We start from the raw sequence: 15,111 nt of genomic DNA on the forward strand, positions 1-15,111 counted from the left end.
CCGCGAGGCTCAGCGCGACGGGGAGCGATCGGCGCGGCGGCATGAGCGTCACCGTACCGCCTGCTCGCGGGCTCAGAGGTACGCGGTGGCGCCGATACGGCACCACCGCGATGTCCAGGTCGATCGGCTCGTGTCAACCTTCTCCTCTCACCCGTGACTTTCACCGCGTGACGTTCACCGCGGGATGTACCCCAGCGATGACGCGGTGCTGTCGCCCCGGGTCCCGGCCGGGACCAGCGTGAGCACCAGCGCGTCCGCGGCGTCCATGGATGCGGCTCCGCCGTCCGGGCCGCGTGGCGCCTGCGCCTCGGCCAGGAGGTTGCCCGGCCCCTGCGCGACCACGTACGCCCGCTCGACGGTGCAGGGCGTGCCCAGCACCACCTTGGCGTCGCCCTCGCCCGTCAGCGTGGTCCGGTTCGCGGTGTCCACCTGCCACGGCAGCGCCGTGCAGGACGACGCCCCGCTCGCCGAGGTGTCGACGTCGAGCACGGCGAGCGCGCCGGAGGGCCGTTCGAGGTACCTCGGCGCCGTGAGGCCGGGGGCCTCGGCCAGCGCCGGGATGAGGCCGTTCGCGCTCGACGGGTCGGCGGTGGGGCCGACCACCGCGTCAACGACGACGCGGACGCGGGTGGCGCCGGCCACGAGCACGAGCCGGTCGGTCGTGTCGGTGACGATCGACCACCCGCCGTCGGCCAGCTCGCCGCTGTCCAGTGCGGCGCGGCCGCCCAGCACGAGCCGCGGCGCCTTCGTCTCGTCGTCCTCCAGGGTCTGCGCGGTGGCCGGTGCGGCCAGCGCGAGCGTCGCGGCGCCCAGCGTGGCGAGCAAGCCCGCCAGGAGACCGGTGTGCTGCCTGCCCTGAGGGTTCTGTCCAGACATGGGTCCACTCCTTCGTGATCGGACCCCTCCACCAGGAGCCCTGGTACGAGCGACGCTAGGAGCGGGAGCACGCAGGATCATGACCGGAACCGACCATCTTCGGGCGGGCGGCGCACATGGTCAGTTCTGACCATCGACCGGCACGGGCGCCGGGCGTAACGTGGCTGACGTGTCCGGTTGGTCGGCGCAGGAGCTGCGGCGCCGGGGCGAGGCGGCACGGGGCTGGTTCGTCGGGCGCCAGGTCGAGCGCGCCCAGCTCCAGGAGGCCTGGGCGGCGGCCCGCGACGGGTCGCGCCAGGTCAGGATCGTGGGCGGCGAGCCCGGGGCCGGCAAGTCGCGCCTCCTGGCGCAGCTCGCGGCGGACCTGCCGCACGACGGGGTGACCGTGCTCGCCGGCGCGTGCCCGAGCACGCTCGCGTCACCGTACGAGCCGTTCGTGGCCCCGGTCGCCACGATGCGCGGGGCGATCGCCGACGGCCTGCTCCCGCTGGCCCGTCCCTCACCCGACCCCGACGAACAGGCCGTGGCGGACACGGTCGCGTACCTGGACACGGTGGCGGGCGAGCGTCCGGCCGGGCAGGCGTCCCGTCGCGACCTCCTCGACGCCGTCGTCACCTCGGTGCGGTCGGCGGCCGCAATCGAGCCGCTCGTTCTCCTGCTCGACGACGTGCACTGGGCGGGCGAGACCGCCTGGGAGCTGCTCTCGTACCTCGTGGAGCAGACGGCGGACCTCCGGCTGCTCCTCGTGGCGGCCCAGCGCGTGACCGCGACCGACCGGACCGACCACCTCGTCAACCACGTGGCCCGCCTCTACCGGCTGGACGGGGTGCGCCGCGTCGACCTGCCGCCGCTGGCCGCGGGCGACGTCCAGGAGTACCTGGTGCGGGAGGCGAAGGTACCGGCCGCGCTGGCCGCGACCGCCGCGGTGGACCTGTGCGAGCGCACCGGCGGCAACGCGTACTTCGTCCGCGAGCTCGTGCAGACCCTCGAAGCCGAAGGCCCCGCCGGGTTCGTGCAGCCTGGCCGGCGGACGCCGCCGTCGGTGCAGGACGCCGTCGAGGCGCGGCTGGGCGCCCTGGACCCCAGGGCGCGCGGAACGGTCGAGCACGCGGCCGTGATCGGCGACGTCGTCGACGTGGACCTGCTGGTCGCCGCCGGTGAGGCCCCGCCCGAGGCGGTGCTCGGGCACCTCGACGCCGCGGTCGACGCGTACCTCCTCGAGCCGGTCGACGACGCGCCGTCCGCCGTCCGCTTCCGGCACGCGATCACCCGCGACGTCGTGCTCGGCGCGATGCCGTCGGCCCGCCGCACCGGGCTCCACCTGCGGGTCGCCCAGGCGCTGGAGGCGCGCGGTGGCCGCGGCGGCGCCCACGTGGCCAGGGTGGCCCACCACTTCGAGGCGGCCTACCTGCTGGGGTACCGCGCCGAGGCCGTGCGCTACCTGCGCCTCGCGGCGGTCCTGGCGGCGGAGGGCCTGGCGCACGACGAGGCCGCCGACCTCTACGAGCGCGCCGCGGCGATCGACGACGACCGGGCGCGGGCCGACGACGCCGTGCTGCTCGCCGCCCGGGAGCGCATGCTCAGCGGCGCGGTCGTGCGGTCGCAAGCTCTCGTCGAACCGATCGCGGACGACGCGGCGTCCGCGCACCGGCTGCGGGCCGCCGTGCAGTATGAGGACGCCAACTGGCGGACCAACGTCGACGCGGGCCGGTCGATCGAGCTGCTGCGGGCCGCGCTCGACTCGTCCGACGACGCGGACGAGGAGCTCCGGATCCGCGCACAGGCGGGCCTGGGCCGGGCACTCGCCTTCGACGGCAAGGACGAGCCGGGCCGTGTGCTCTTCGAGCGCTCGATCACGCGTGCCCGCGAGCTCGGGGGCGACGACCTGCTCGGGGACGTCCTGCTCGCCTCGCTCGTCCTCGGCAGCTCCGTCACCGACGCCGACGCGAAGCTCAGCCGGGCGGTCGAGCTGTCCGAGCACTGTCTGCGTACCCACAACCTTGAGCGCCTCGGTCCGGCGGCCTCGTACCGCACGCTGCTGGGCTACCAGCGCGGGGACACCGCCGTCGTCCGGGCCGGTCTCACCGACCTGCGCCTGGCGGTCGAGAGCACCCACCAGCGCTACTTCGGCTATCTGGCGGGCTGCGTCGACTTCTCGCGGGATCTTGCGGCCGGGCGACTGGCCCGGGCCGCCCAGGTGTCGGAGGAGCTGCTCCAGATCGGAGAATCCGTGGAGCTCAGCGCGGAGGTGCATCCGGACGGCCAGTACGGGGTACAGCAGTTCGTGCTCCGCCGGGAGCGGGGCGAGCTGGAGCAGGTCCGCGGGCTCGTCAGCAGCGACGCCGACTTCGACGGGCGATGGGTGCCCGGCCTGCTTGCGCTCTACACGGAGCTCGGCATGGAGGACGCCGCGCGCCGCGCGCTGTGGTGGCTCATCGAGTCCGGAACGACCCCCTCGTCGCCCGGCACCCGGGCGGGCGTCCTGACGTTCCTGGCCGATGCCTCGGTCGCGCTCGGCGACGTCGAGGCGGGACGGCGGGTGCGCGCCGAGCTCGCCCCGTACGCCGGCCTCAACATCATGTTCGGCTCGCTCGTCAGCGCGATGGGCAGCGCCGACCGCTACCTGGGCTCCCTCGACGCCCTGCTGGGCACGGGCGACTGGGAGGCGGACTTCGCGCGCGCCGAGGCGATGGACCGCGCAATGGGGGCGCACCTGCACGTGGCCCACACCCTGGCCGCGCACGTGACGGCGCACGTCACCACGGGCGCCGACGGCTGCGACGTCGGCGCGCTCGCGGCCGAGGCGCGGCGCATCGCCACGTCGGTCGGGTCGCGGCGCGTGCTCCGGATGCTGGACGCGGCGCTCGGGGAGCAGGACGGCGTCCCGGCGCGGCGCCCCGACGGCCTCACCGGGCGCGAGATCGAGGTGCTGCGGCTCGTGGCGCAGGGGCTCAGCAACCGCGAGGTCGCGCGCTCCCTGGTCATCAGCGAGAACACGGCCGCCAACCATGTGCGCAGCATCCTGCTCAAGACGGGCTGCGAGAACCGCACCCGCGCCGCGCGCTACGCGGCGACCCAGGGCCTGCTCGACTGACGACCAGGCCTTCAGACGACCGGGGCCTCAGTCGACCGGTTCGAGCGCGCCGGACGGCATCATCCGGCCCACCACCTCGACCACCCGGTCCGCCGGGACCCGCGCCGCCGCGGCGGCGCTCAGGATCAGCTCGGCGTTCGGCGCCTCGTAGAGGCAGTACGACTTGCGGTGGTCGAGCGAGAGGAACGAGTACAGCCAGCGCACGCCGGTGTCGGCGTTGATCTCGTTGACCCGCTCGAAGGCGCCCAGGAAGGGCTGGACGCGTTCGGCGTACGTTCGCTCGATGACATAGAGCGGCACGATGGACCTCCTTCAGTCCGGCCTCACGGGCAGCGCGGTACCGGCGCGCTCCACGTGGTGTTCGACCGGTTCGAGACGTAGTAGTCGCTGACCCAGCGGTTGCCGTACAGCTTGTCCCACACCGACGTCGTCCCGACCCTGCTCCCCGACGCCTGGCACATCACGGGGGCCAGGGCGCCGCGGCGCAGCGGGCTGCCGGTGGTCGGGAACGAGGCCCCCGGTCCGGTGCGCGCGTTGAGCGAGTCGACGGTCACCTGCCCCGGGTAGAGGCACCGCGGCAGCGTCGACGAGAACCCGGTGTTCGACGGCGTCGAGACGTAGTAGTCGCTCGCCCACGCCCCGTTGGTCAGCCGGTCCCAGACCGACGTCGTGCCGACCCGCTGCCCGGTGGTCTGGCACACCACGAACAGCGTGGCACCCGGCGCATAGGTGCGGACGGCGGCGTAGGACGTCGCCGGGCCGCTGCGGACGTTCAGCGGATCCGTGCTCGTGACCTGGTACGTGCGCGCGACCGTGGCGACGGGCGCCTTGACGTTGTCGGAGTCGATGTTCATCGTCACCCCGCCGTGGGTCTCGCTGTGGTCGCCCTGGTACTGCTTGGCGCGCTGGTAGCTGGGCCAGTGCGAGTTCGGCGCCGTCGGCCAGTTGCTCAGCGAGGGGTTGCCGTCCCAGCGGGCCATCCAGACGGCGTCCGGCCGGGCGTACGTCGTCCAGTTGTAGGCGTCCGAGAGGTCGCGGATCCCCGAGTCCTGGTGCGCGTACACGCCCGCCAGGTACCCCGAGGCGTGCACCGTCTTGGTCCACGCCGAGACGTACATGTGCACCGCCTTACGGCAGTTCGCGTCGGTGCGGTCGTAGTGCTCGACGTCCGCGTACAGGCCGCTGCCCGGCCGCACGCCCAGGGCGGCGGCCTGCGTCACGGCGTCCGCGCCGTCCGCGTTCCCCCGGGCGATGGCGTTGGCCACGGTGTAGCGGTTCGGCTTGCTCGCGCCGAACTTGCAGTACGGCTGGTAGCCGAAGTAGGTGGGCAGCAGCTTCCACCCGCCCACGACGGCGTCGCGTACCCACGTCCGGGTCAGGTTCGGCTGGGCGCAGCCGCGGTTGTTGCCGCCGAAGTAGATGTTCACGACCTTGTACGGCGACGTGCCCCGCCAGGCCGCGAGCTGCGTGAGCGACGGCGCGGTGCAGGTGTCGAAGCCGAGGCCGTCCGCCCGGGTCCAGGTCGACCCGGACGCGTAGTACACCGGGGTCTCCGGCTCGGCGGCGGCGGGAAGCGCGAGCCCGCCGAGCAGGACGGCCAGGCTGCCGCCGAACGCCGCCAGGCTCCGGAGGATGGTGCGGGTGGCGGACATGGGGTACCTCCGTGGACAGGCCCCCTCACCTACCTCGGAGTGTCCGTCGCCCGAGGTCGCGGCGGCAGGGTCTTTGGTCCCGATCCTGGGGGCCTGCCGGATAGGGTCCGGTCATGACCGGCGCGAGCGAGGCAGGTTCCGGCAAGGCAGGTTCCGGCAAGGCGAGTTCCGGCGACGCCGGTCCGGGCGGCGTCGGCCCCCGGCGGTACCAGGACGTGCACGCCGCGACCATCGGCGCCCCGTCCGAGGTCGTCTGGCGCGCCGTCCTGGACCAGGTCGAGGTGCTCGGGCGGCCGGCCTGGTACGTCCGCCTGATCGGCTGCCGCGACCGGCGGCCCGCGGGGCCGCGCCCGCTCACGGCGGGTTCGGTGGTGCCGGGCTTCCGGGTCCGGGCGGCGGAGGCGCCGGGCCGGCTCGTGCTCGACGGCGTCCACCGGTTCTCGGTCTACACCCTCACCTTCCGCCTCGTGCCCGACGGCGCCGCCACGCGGGTCGAGGCGCACACCGACGCCACCTTCCCGGGCGTGCTCGGCGCGATCTACCGCCTGCTGGTGATCGACTCCGGCTTCCACAGGATCGCGACCCGCAGCATCGTGACGCGCGTCCGACGCCGGGTGCCGGTGTCCTGACGGCGGGCTCGCCCACCCGGGTTCACCTGGACGTGGGGCAGGGTTCACGAAAACGAATGTGTCGGCCCCTCGTCGTGCGCAAGGATGACGGACGTGGACCCGCGAGCTGACGCTGCTGCCCTGGTGGCCGACCGTTACCCCGAGGCGCGCTGGGCGCTGCTCGCCGGCAGCGTGCTCGACCCCGGTTCCCGGACCGCGGGCTCCGACCTGGACATCGTGGTGTGCCTGCCGGACGACGCCGTCGGGCACCGCGACGCGCTGCGCTGGCGGGGCTGGCCGGTCGAGCTGTTCGTGAACACCGAGGCGGGGCACCGCTGGTTCATCGCCAAGGAGACGGCCCGGAGACGGCCGACGCTCGCGCGCATGATCGCGACGGGCGTGCTGGTGGCGGGCCCGGCCGGGGCGGTCGACGACCTGCAGGCCGAGTGCCGCGCCCTGCTGGACGCCGGCCCCGGCCCGGCGTCGGACACCGCGCTGGAGGACGCCCGGTACGGCGTCACGGACCTGCTGGACGACCTCGCGTACGCACGGGACGGCGGCGAGGCGGACGTCGTGCGGTCCGTGCTGTGGGAGCGGGTCGGGCACCTCGCCCTGGCGGCGGCCGGGCGGTGGGACGGCGGCGGCAAGTGGCTGCTGCGCGAGCTGCGCACCTGGGACCTGGGCTACGCCGCCCGGTGGGTCGCCGCCCGGCACGACGACCAGGCCATGGTCGACGTCGCCCGCGCCACCCTGGACGCCGCGGGCGGACCGCTCTTCGAGGGGTACCTGCGCCAGGCGCCCGTCGTCGACGAGGCGCCGGCGGCCCGGACCGTCGCGCCGGTCGTGGTGCGCCGCTCGGCCCGCGCGATCCTGCTCGACGACGTCGACCGCCTCGTGCTGATCAAGCGGACCGTGCGGGGCCGCGCGCCGTACTGGGTGACGCCCGGCGGCGGCGTCGAACCCGAGGACGCCTCGATCGAGGACGGGCTGCGCCGCGAGCTGATGGAGGAGCTGGGCGCCACGGCCGACGTCGTCCGCCAGGTGTTCCTGACCTCCCGGCCCAAGGACGCGGGCGTCGCCGTGCACCACTACTTCCTCGCGCGCGTGACCTCCATGGACCTGGCGCTGCGGTCCGGCCCGGAGTTCGAGGAGCCGACGCGCGGCACCTACGACGTCGAGCACGTGGACCTGCGCGACGAGAAGGCGCTCGCGGACGTCGACCTGGTGCCCACCGCGCTCAAGGCGTTCATCCGGACCAACCGGCACGCGCTGCTCGCGGAGGCGCCGTGATCCCCGCGGAGGCGCCGTGATCCCCGCGAAGGCGCCGTGATCGAGGTCCCCGCGACCTTCCTCGCGATGCCGCGCTGGTGGACCGCGACGGCGGCCGAGGAGCAGTGGCTGGCCGACCTGCCGCGCCTGGTGGACGCCCGGTGCCGGCGCTGGGGCCTGACGGTCGACGGCCTGCCCCGGCACGGTTCGAACGCGCTGGTCGTCCCCGTGCGCCGGGCCGGGTCGCCCGCCGCGCTGCGTCTGACGCCCCCGGCCGACGACACCGCCGCGCTCTCGACGGCGCTGGAGTTCTGGCGCGGCCACGGCGTGGTGGGGGAGCTCGAGGCGGACCCCGCGGCCGGGGCGCTCCTGCTGGACCGGCTCGACCCGGACCGCTCGCTCGTCCGCGAGCCCTTGGACGTCGCGCTCGCCGAGATCGGCCGGATCGCACGACGCCTCGCGATCCCCGCCGGCGACGACGTCGCGGCCGGCGTCGGCCACGTGGCGGACGACGTCGCCCGGCTGACCCCGCGCCTGCGCCCCGCCTGGGAGCACCTGGGCCGGCCGTTCGACCCGGGTGTGCTGGACCTCGCGGCCGGCGCCGCGGCCGTGATCCTCGCGGGCGACCGGGACCCGGTGGCCGTGAACGCCGACCTGCACTTCGACCAGGTGCTGCGGGACAGGGACGGCCGGTGGTGCGTCGTCGATCCCGTGCTGCGGCGGGGCGACGCCGAGCGGACGGCGGTGAACGTGCTTTGGCACCGGGTGGACGAGATGACCGACGCGGAGATCCCGGGCTGGTTCGACGTGCTGGTCGGGGCCGCCGAGCTCGACCCCGCGCTGGCCCGGGCGTGGGCGCTGTGGCGGGTCGTCGACTACTGGGTGTGGGGACTGGACAACGGGCTCACCGAGGACCCGCCCCGGTGCGCCCGGCTCGTCGGCGCCCTGGCCTGACCGCGGCGCGAACCGCGCCGGCGGCGTCCCGACCTGCGTTCGCGGCCTGCTGACGCGTGGCCCAGGATGGTGCCGACAGGCACCGGCGGCGAGAGCCGGCGCCGCGATCACCGGAGGACGCCGTGGGCTCCACCAAGTCGGGCGGCAGCACCCAGCACCGCGGGGGCGGCCTGAAGCGGCTCGTCACGCTCGTGACCATCGGCCTGGCGGTCGCGGCAGTGGTCAAGGAGCTGCGCCTGCCGGAGGAAGAACGCACGTGGAACGGGAAGGTCGCGGCCGTGGTGCCGTACGACTTCCGGTTCCCGACGCTGGAGCGCGCCAAGGAACGGCTGTGGGACCCGGAGGCGGAGCACGTCATCGGGCCGCGCGTCTTCGGCGTGGGCTGGGCGGTCAACGTGGGCCGGGTCGTCGCGCTGGTCCGGGAGAAGCTCGACGTCTGAGTCGTCGGCGGGGCCGTCGGTCAGCGGGGCGGTCGTTCAGCGGGGCGGCGTCAAGCCCCTGACCAGGGCCGTGAGGCCCACGTCGAACTCGTGCTCGGGGCCGAGGCCGGCGACGGCCCGGACGACGTCCGCGAGGTGGTCGGCGCCCTCGACGGCGTCGGCGCCGTCCGCCAGGACCGCCTGCCCGCCGGGTGCCGACTGCTCCTCCAGGGTCGCCCCGATCGTGTAGCGGGAGACGGCGATGAACGCCAGCACCGCGTCCGGACCGGTGAACCCCTGGGCCTCCAGGTGGGCGACCTGGGCGACGGAGTTGGCGAGGTTCGGCGCCCGCGGCCCGGTCGAGGCCATCAGCCGCGCGCCGTCGCGGACGGCGAGCATGGCGCGGCGCAGGCTGCGCGCGTTGCGCAGGAGGAACGCGTCCCAGCTCTCGTCGGGCTCGGGCAGGCGTTCGGTGTGCCCGCGGTCGAGCACCTCGGCCGCGACGGCGGCCAGCAGCTCCGCCTTGTTCCGGAAGTGGTGGTACAGCGCGGGCTGCTGCACCCCGAGCCGCCGCGCCACGCCGTGGCTCGACAGCCCGTCCAGGCCGCGCTCGTCCAGCGTCTCGAGGGCCGCGGCGACGATCGTGGGCCGGTCCAGTCGCGGGCGGGTGCGTGGCATGGCCCGACTCTAGCCAGGTTGGTCCTTATCAGTGATAATCATGAGTGATACTTATCAGTGATAAGGAGCGTCGCGGGAGCGGCGTGCGACACGGGGGAGCTGCGATGACCGACGAGCGGACGACGGCACGGGCCGGGGCGGCCGGGGCGGAGATCGGCCCGGACACCAGCACGGACGCCGGCCCGGACACCAGCACGGACACGGGGCCGGAAGCCGCGCAGGCGGGCCCGCGCACGGCACGCAACCGTGGCGCGGCGTGGACGCTCGTGGTCCTCACCCCGCTCATCGCGGAGCTCGCGCTGGGCTCGACGCCGGTCCGGATGGCCTGGCTGGTACTGCTCTGGATGCCGGTCTACGGCGCGGGCGTGCTGCTGATCCGCGAGCTGGTGGCCCGGCGCGGGCGGGGCTGGCCGAGCATCCTGCTGCTGGCGCTGGCGTACGAGCTCGTCGAGGACGGGATCGGGCTGCAGGCGCTGACCAGCCCGCACCTGTACGACGCCGCGTCGTGGGGCGCACGGGTGCTCGGCGTCAACCTGCCCTACTTCGAGGCGAACGCGATCTACCACGCCGTGTTCACGGTCTGCATCCCGATCACGCTGACCAACCTGCTCTTCCCCGCGCACCGGGGCCGCCCGTACCTCGGCGTGCCCGGGACGGTCGTCGCCGCGATCGTCGCCGTGCTCGGCGTCGGGCTGCTGCGCACCGTCTCGCTGTCGGAGGACGCGGGCTACCAGGCGCCGGTCCCGTTCGTGCTCGGGGTCGCCGTGCTGGTGGTCGTGCTCGGGATCGTCGCCCTGTACGTCGTGCCGCCAGTGCGGGGGCGGGCCGCCCCCGGCGATGCGGCCGCTCCCGGCGACGCAGCCGCTCCCGGCGACCCGGCCGCTGCGCCCGGCCGGGCCGACGTCCGTGCCGGGGCCGGCAGCGCGTCCGTCCCGTCCCGGGGCGTGCTCTTCGGGGCGTCCGGGCTGGCCACGCTGGTCTTCTTCGGCCTGTCGTTCCCGGTGTTCGGCGCCCGGCAGCCGGCGTTCACGCAGGGGTGGTTGGTGCTGGTCCCGATGGCCCTGACCGCCGTCGGCGCCGTGGCCTGCTACCGCTACCTGACCCGGACGGCGGCCCGGCCCGGGTGGACACCGCGGCACACGCTCGCCCTCGTCGGGGGAGCGCTGGTGGCGCACTCGCTCGGCGGGCTGGTGATCATGGCGCACACGACGGTGGACCGGGTCGGGCTGGTCGTGATCATCGGGCTGACCGTCGGCGGGCTGCTGCTCGTCGACCGGCGGCTGAGGCGCTGACCCCCCCGTTCCGGCGTGCTAGTGCTCGGCGTCCCACCGTGCGATCTCGGAACCCTTCGCCCCGCCGGACATGTCGACGACCTCGCCGTCGGGCCCGTAGGTGACCGAGGCGTCGTCGTACGGGCCGGAGCCCCAGACGTGGATCTCGTAGGCCAGGCCGGTGTCGCCGAACGCCGGGTTCGGCACGCGGACCTGGACGGTGACCAGGTCCTCCGGCTCGAAGCCCGCCTGCTGCGGCAGCCGGTCGGCGAGCTCCTGGAGCGATCCCCAGTCGACGTCGGCGGCGTCGAAGGTCTGCAGCGGCAGCTCGTCGCCGCTCGGCTGGATGGACGACGGTTCGCGCCGCTCCACGTCGCCGCGCGCCCAGACCATGTCGTCGGTGTTGTCGGAGCCCGGGGCGGCGGGCACCGTCGCGGTGGCGGTGGTGCTGCCGAGGCCGACGTCCGTGAAGGCGCTGTCCCCGGCCTCGGCGACGAACGCGTCGACCACCTCCTGGGCGCGCGACGGGTCGAGCGTGCTGGCCTCCCGGTCGACGCGCCGCTCCTGGGCCGCGGAGACCTCGAGGAGCGGGGTGCCGGTGAGCAGTGCGGCGATGTCCTCGCGCACCGGTTGGAGCCGGACGGCGAAGCCGACGAGGACCAGGAGGGCGAGCACGGCCGCCGGGATCTTCACGAACCCGCGCGCGTCACGGCCGACGGGCACGCGGCCGGCTGGCACCGGGGCGGCGGCCCACTCGGCCGGCTCGTCCATCCGGGCGACCGCGTCGGCGTCCGCGGCCTTCTCCCGCCACGACGGCGGCGGCGATTGGAGCAGGGTGACGCCCGGGGCGTCGGCCTGCTCCTGCAGCACCACGACCACGGCCCCCGGCTGGAACTGCGGCAGGCGGGTCGTGTCGATGAGCGCGCGGGTGGTGGTCGTGTACGCCGGGCGGGGCCGGGCGGCGACGGCGAGCCGCAGCTCGGCCACGGGGTTGCCGTCGAGCTCGCTCCCGGTCGAGGAGATGTCCAGCACCTTGGCCAGGTGCAGGCGTCCCTCGCGCTCCGCGGTGACCACGACGTCGACCGGCGGCGCCGTGCGCAGCGCGTTGGTCCGGCCGACGCCCGTGAGGGTGGTCGCGATGGCCGTCAGCATGACCGCCGTGCTGCTCACGACCAGGGCGACGGGCAGCCACCAGGCGGGGGCACCGTGATCGAGCCGGAGGCCGATCAGCAGGAGGCAGGCGAGGGCGAACCCCACGGCGAGAGAGCGCACGATCCGGATCACGCGGCAAGTATTCCGGACGCCACTGACACGACCTAGCCGGCGATCGTGAGGATTCCCCTGGTCAGGGCCGTGACTGCGCCCGCCACCGCCACGGTGACCGCGATGCGGGAGGCGGCCGAGGTCGGCAGCCGGCGGGCCAGGAGGTTGCCGAACGCCACCCCGGCGAGCACCGCGGCGAGGAGCACCGGCCAGACCCACCAGGCGGGGGCGGAGCCGGCTGGGATCGCGCCGAAGCCCAGCTTGGTGATCACCGACATGACGTTCATGACCACGAGCAGGGGCTGCATCGTCGCGGCGAACGACCGGTGCTCCCAGCGGGTGGCCAGCGCGTACGCGGTCCAGGCGGGCGCCGCCACGCCCGAGGTCGTGTTCATGAAGCCCGCCGCCAGCCCGGTGACGACGGCGACGGAACGGCCCTGGATCCGCACCCGCCGCCGCAGCACGGCCGAGGCGCCCAGCGCGACCAGCACGGACCCGCCCACGATCACGTCGAGCCACGCGGTGTCGGCCTCGCGGACCGTCAGCGCGCCCAGCACGGAGCCCACGAGCATGAGGGGCAGGATCGTGACCACGCGCCGCCAGTCCACGCCGTCCCGCAGCGCCCGCAGGATGAGCAGTGCCGTGACGATCGCGGCCACGTTGCTGACCAGCACGCCCACCGACGCGCCCAGGAACACCGTGAGCACCGGCGCGGCCACCATGCCGACGCCCATCCCGGCGACGCGCTGCAGCCCGGCCCCGAGGACGACGGCCAGGCACGCTGCGATCAGGGCCGTCGTCTCCACCCGGCCACGCTAACCCCGATGCCGGCCCGCGCCGGTCCGTGAAGGCCCTGATCAGCGGCCGGTCAGTGTTGCGTCTCCCACACCGTGACGGCCACGCACGTGGCGCGCCGTCCGGTCAGCGGGCCCGGGGCCACACGACGGTGAACCGGGCGCCGCCGTCGGGCGACTCGCCGACGGCGGCCCGGCCGCCCCGGCGGCGGACGAGCTCGGCGACCAGCGCGAGGCCCAGGCCGGCGCCGCCGGAGGTGCGCGCGCGGTCGTCGGACACCCGGTAGAAACGGTCGAACACCTTGTCCCGGTGCTCGGGCCGCACCCCGGGGCCGTCGTCGTCGACGAGCACGCGCACGGTGGACCGGCCCGCGAGCACCGACACCACGACCCGCGTGCGGGCGTACCGGCAGGCGTTGCGCAGCAGGTTGTCCAGCACGAGCCCCGTCTCCGTGCGCGCCGCGGCCGCCCAGACCTGGTCGGCGGCGGCGTTGACCACGATCGGCACCGGCTGCTCCCCGGCGCGCGCCACCGCCGCGTGCACCTCGCCCACCAGGTCCACGTCGTCCGCCGGCGGCAGCTCCCCGGCGTCCGAGCGGGCCAGCGCCAGCAGCCCGTCGAGCAGGGCCGACAGGCGTTCGGCGTCCGCCAGCACGTCGGCGTGCACCTCCTGCGAGAGCGCCGGGTCGGGGTCGGCCACCGCGACCTCGGACTGGAGGCGGATGGACGCCACGGGCGAGCGCAGCTCGTGGGCGGCGTCGCCCGTGAACCGGCGCAGCCGCTCCGTGGTGGCCTCCTGCCGGTCCAGCAGCTCGTTGAAGTCGTCGGCCAGGGCGCGCAGCTCGCCGGCGGTGCCGGCGGGCACCTCCACCCGGGCGCCGGGCGCGAGCCGGCGCACGGACCGGCGCATCCGGGCGACCGGGACCAGCGCGGACCCGACGGCGAACCAGATAGCAACCCCCGCCACCACCGTCCCCACGAGGGCCGTGACGAGCAGCCAGCGGCTGCCCGACGCCTCGGCGGCGCGCTGCCCCACGAGCCCGGTGCCGACCACGACGAGCCGCTGGCTCCCGTCGGGCGCCGTGACCACGGAGCCCTGCCAACGCACCTGCCGCCGGTCGCCCGCGGTGACCGGGGTCCCGGCCTTCAGGGCCCGCACCTGGTCCCGCGTCAGTGCGGGGGCTGGCCGGGCGGGCGCCGGGGCGTCGTCGACGGCCCCGCCCGCGGTGTCCAGCACGCGCACCTCCAGGCCGTCGGCCGGGGCGGGCTCCGCGCCGGCGACGACGTCCTGGGCGGCGCCGCCCAGCGCCGTCCGGAGCTCGTCGTCCACGGCGCCGGTCAGGAGCGGCCCGAGGCCCCGGCCCGCGACCAGCGCCAGACCCAGCAGGCAGACCAGCGTGACCGCCGTCGCGAGGGCCGTGATCCGCAGGCGCAGCGAGACGCCCGCCCAGGGCGCCCCCGCCCGGTGCCCGCCGGGCGCCGCCCGCACTAGGGCGCGCCCCCGAGCCGGTACCCCTGCCCCCGGACGGTCCGGACCAGGTCACCGGCGCCGGCGGCCGCCAGCTTGCGGCGCAGGTAGCCCACGTACACCTCGACGACGTTCCGGGTCGCGGCCTGCTCGTCGCCCCAGACCTCGGTCAGCAGCTCCTGCTTGGTCCACACCGTCCCGGCGCGCGAGGCCAGCGCCACGAGCAGCGCGTACTCGCGCGGGCTCAGGGGCACGTCGACCTCGTCGTAGCGGACGGCGCGGGCCCCGCGGTCGACGGTCAGCGGCCCGAGCCGGATCGGCTCCCGCGTGGTGCCCGGGGCCGCGCGGCGCAGGACGGCGCGGAGCTGGGCGAGCAGCACCACGAACGAGAACGGCTTGACCACGTAGCCGTCGGCGCCGAGGTCCAGCCCGTCGGCCTGGTCCACCTCGCCGTCCTTCGCGGAGACGAGCAGCACGGGGGTGGTGACGCCGGCGGACCGGAGCTCCTGCAGCACGCGGTACCCGGACAGGCCCGGGATCATGATGTCCAGCAGCACCGCGTCGAACGACCCGGTCCGCGCCAGGCGCAGCGCGGTCGGGCCGTCGGCCGCGACCGTGACGTCCATGCCCTGGGCGCGCAGGCCGCGGTCCAGCGCCTTGCGCACGCCCGGCTCGTCGTCGACCACGAGGATCTGCGGCCTCATGCCTGCCAGCATGCCGCACGCGGCGTCCGGTGCGTAGGCGGGCGAGTGCGCTGGTGGGCGT

At 75.3% G+C, this 15,111-nt stretch carries 14 protein-coding genes; 6 read left to right on the plus strand and 8 right to left on the minus strand.

All coding sequences use genetic code 11. From position 1 onward, the window contains the following. Positions 1-174 precede the first annotated feature (174 nt). Complete coding sequence (locus ACFWEJ_RS03265) at positions 175-876, minus strand: hypothetical protein (RefSeq protein WP_377227773.1); 702 nt, start codon at positions 874-876, stop codon at positions 175-177. Between the two features lie 169 nt (positions 877-1,045). Between ACFWEJ_RS03265 and ACFWEJ_RS03270 the strand changes: the two genes are divergently transcribed. Further along, entirely contained in the window at positions 1,046-3,970 is a 2,925-nt protein-coding gene (locus ACFWEJ_RS03270) for an AAA family ATPase (RefSeq protein ID WP_377227774.1), read from the plus strand. Between the two features lie 27 nt (positions 3,971-3,997). On the opposite strand, the gene ACFWEJ_RS03275 is transcribed toward ACFWEJ_RS03270, so the two are convergent. Continuing rightward, a complete protein-coding gene (locus tag ACFWEJ_RS03275) occupies positions 3,998-4,270 on the minus strand; it encodes a nickel-binding protein (RefSeq protein WP_377227775.1) in 273 nt (90 codons plus the stop codon). Between the two features lie 23 nt (positions 4,271-4,293). After that, positions 4,294-5,622, minus strand: coding sequence for a glycoside hydrolase domain-containing protein (locus ACFWEJ_RS03280; RefSeq protein ID WP_377227776.1), 1,329 nt, complete (start codon positions 5,620-5,622; stop codon positions 4,294-4,296). A gap of 113 nt (positions 5,623-5,735) precedes the next feature. Between ACFWEJ_RS03280 and ACFWEJ_RS03285 the strand changes: the two genes are divergently transcribed. The 4 genes from ACFWEJ_RS03285 to ACFWEJ_RS03300 all read left to right on the plus strand — a co-directional run bounded on the left by ACFWEJ_RS03285 (position 5,736) and on the right by ACFWEJ_RS03300 (position 8,893). Then, the gene (locus tag ACFWEJ_RS03285) at positions 5,736-6,251 is read left to right on the plus strand and encodes a hypothetical protein (protein ID WP_377227777.1); all 516 of its coding nucleotides are present in this window, start codon (positions 5,736-5,738) and stop codon (positions 6,249-6,251) included. A gap of 93 nt (positions 6,252-6,344) precedes the next feature. Continuing rightward, positions 6,345-7,520 carry an NUDIX domain-containing protein gene (locus tag ACFWEJ_RS03290; protein WP_377227778.1) on the plus strand — a complete coding sequence of 392 codons (1,176 nt, stop codon included), beginning with the start codon at positions 6,345-6,347 and terminating at the stop codon, positions 7,518-7,520. A 36-nt stretch (positions 7,521-7,556) separates the two neighbouring features. After that, on the plus strand, positions 7,557-8,453 hold the full coding sequence (locus tag ACFWEJ_RS03295) for an aminoglycoside phosphotransferase family protein (protein ID WP_377227779.1): 897 nt from the start codon (positions 7,557-7,559) through the stop codon (positions 8,451-8,453). Positions 8,454-8,575: 122 nt separating this feature from the next. Then, the gene (locus ACFWEJ_RS03300) at positions 8,576-8,893 is read left to right on the plus strand and encodes a DUF5808 domain-containing protein (protein WP_377227780.1); all 318 of its coding nucleotides are present in this window, start codon (positions 8,576-8,578) and stop codon (positions 8,891-8,893) included. 36 nt (positions 8,894-8,929) lie between these two features. On the opposite strand, the gene ACFWEJ_RS03305 is transcribed toward ACFWEJ_RS03300, so the two are convergent. Then, entirely contained in the window at positions 8,930-9,550 is a 621-nt protein-coding gene (locus tag ACFWEJ_RS03305; RefSeq protein WP_377227781.1) for a TetR/AcrR family transcriptional regulator C-terminal domain-containing protein, read from the minus strand. 104 nt (positions 9,551-9,654) lie between these two features. Here ACFWEJ_RS03305 and ACFWEJ_RS03310 point away from each other — a divergent pair, with 104 nt between their 5' ends. Beyond that, the gene (locus ACFWEJ_RS03310; RefSeq protein WP_377227782.1) at positions 9,655-10,842 is read left to right on the plus strand and encodes a hypothetical protein; all 1,188 of its coding nucleotides are present in this window, start codon (positions 9,655-9,657) and stop codon (positions 10,840-10,842) included. A gap of 18 nt (positions 10,843-10,860) precedes the next feature. Here ACFWEJ_RS03310 and ACFWEJ_RS03315 read toward each other — a convergent pair whose 3' ends face one another. From ACFWEJ_RS03315 to ACFWEJ_RS03330, 4 genes are all read right to left on the minus strand, one after another. Then, positions 10,861-12,105 carry a hypothetical protein gene (locus ACFWEJ_RS03315; RefSeq protein ID WP_377227783.1) on the minus strand — a complete coding sequence of 415 codons (1,245 nt, stop codon included), beginning with the start codon at positions 12,103-12,105 and terminating at the stop codon, positions 10,861-10,863. A gap of 32 nt (positions 12,106-12,137) precedes the next feature. Beyond that, a complete protein-coding gene (locus ACFWEJ_RS03320) occupies positions 12,138-12,890 on the minus strand; it encodes a TSUP family transporter (protein ID WP_377227784.1) in 753 nt (250 codons plus the stop codon). Positions 12,891-13,005: 115 nt separating this feature from the next. Then, positions 13,006-14,367: an ATP-binding protein gene (locus ACFWEJ_RS03325; protein ID WP_377227785.1), complete on the minus strand. Its 1,362-nt coding sequence runs from the start codon at positions 14,365-14,367 to the stop codon at positions 13,006-13,008. After that, positions 14,367-15,050 (minus strand): response regulator transcription factor, encoded by a 684-nt coding sequence (locus tag ACFWEJ_RS03330; protein WP_377227786.1) that lies wholly within the window; start codon positions 15,048-15,050, stop codon positions 14,367-14,369. The genes ACFWEJ_RS03325 and ACFWEJ_RS03330 overlap by 1 nt, the downstream gene beginning before the upstream one ends. Positions 15,051-15,111: the final 61 nt, after the last annotated feature.

This window comes from Promicromonospora sp. NPDC060204, from assembly GCF_042728455.1.
Classification (GTDB): Bacteria; Actinomycetota; Actinomycetes; order Actinomycetales; family Cellulomonadaceae; genus Promicromonospora.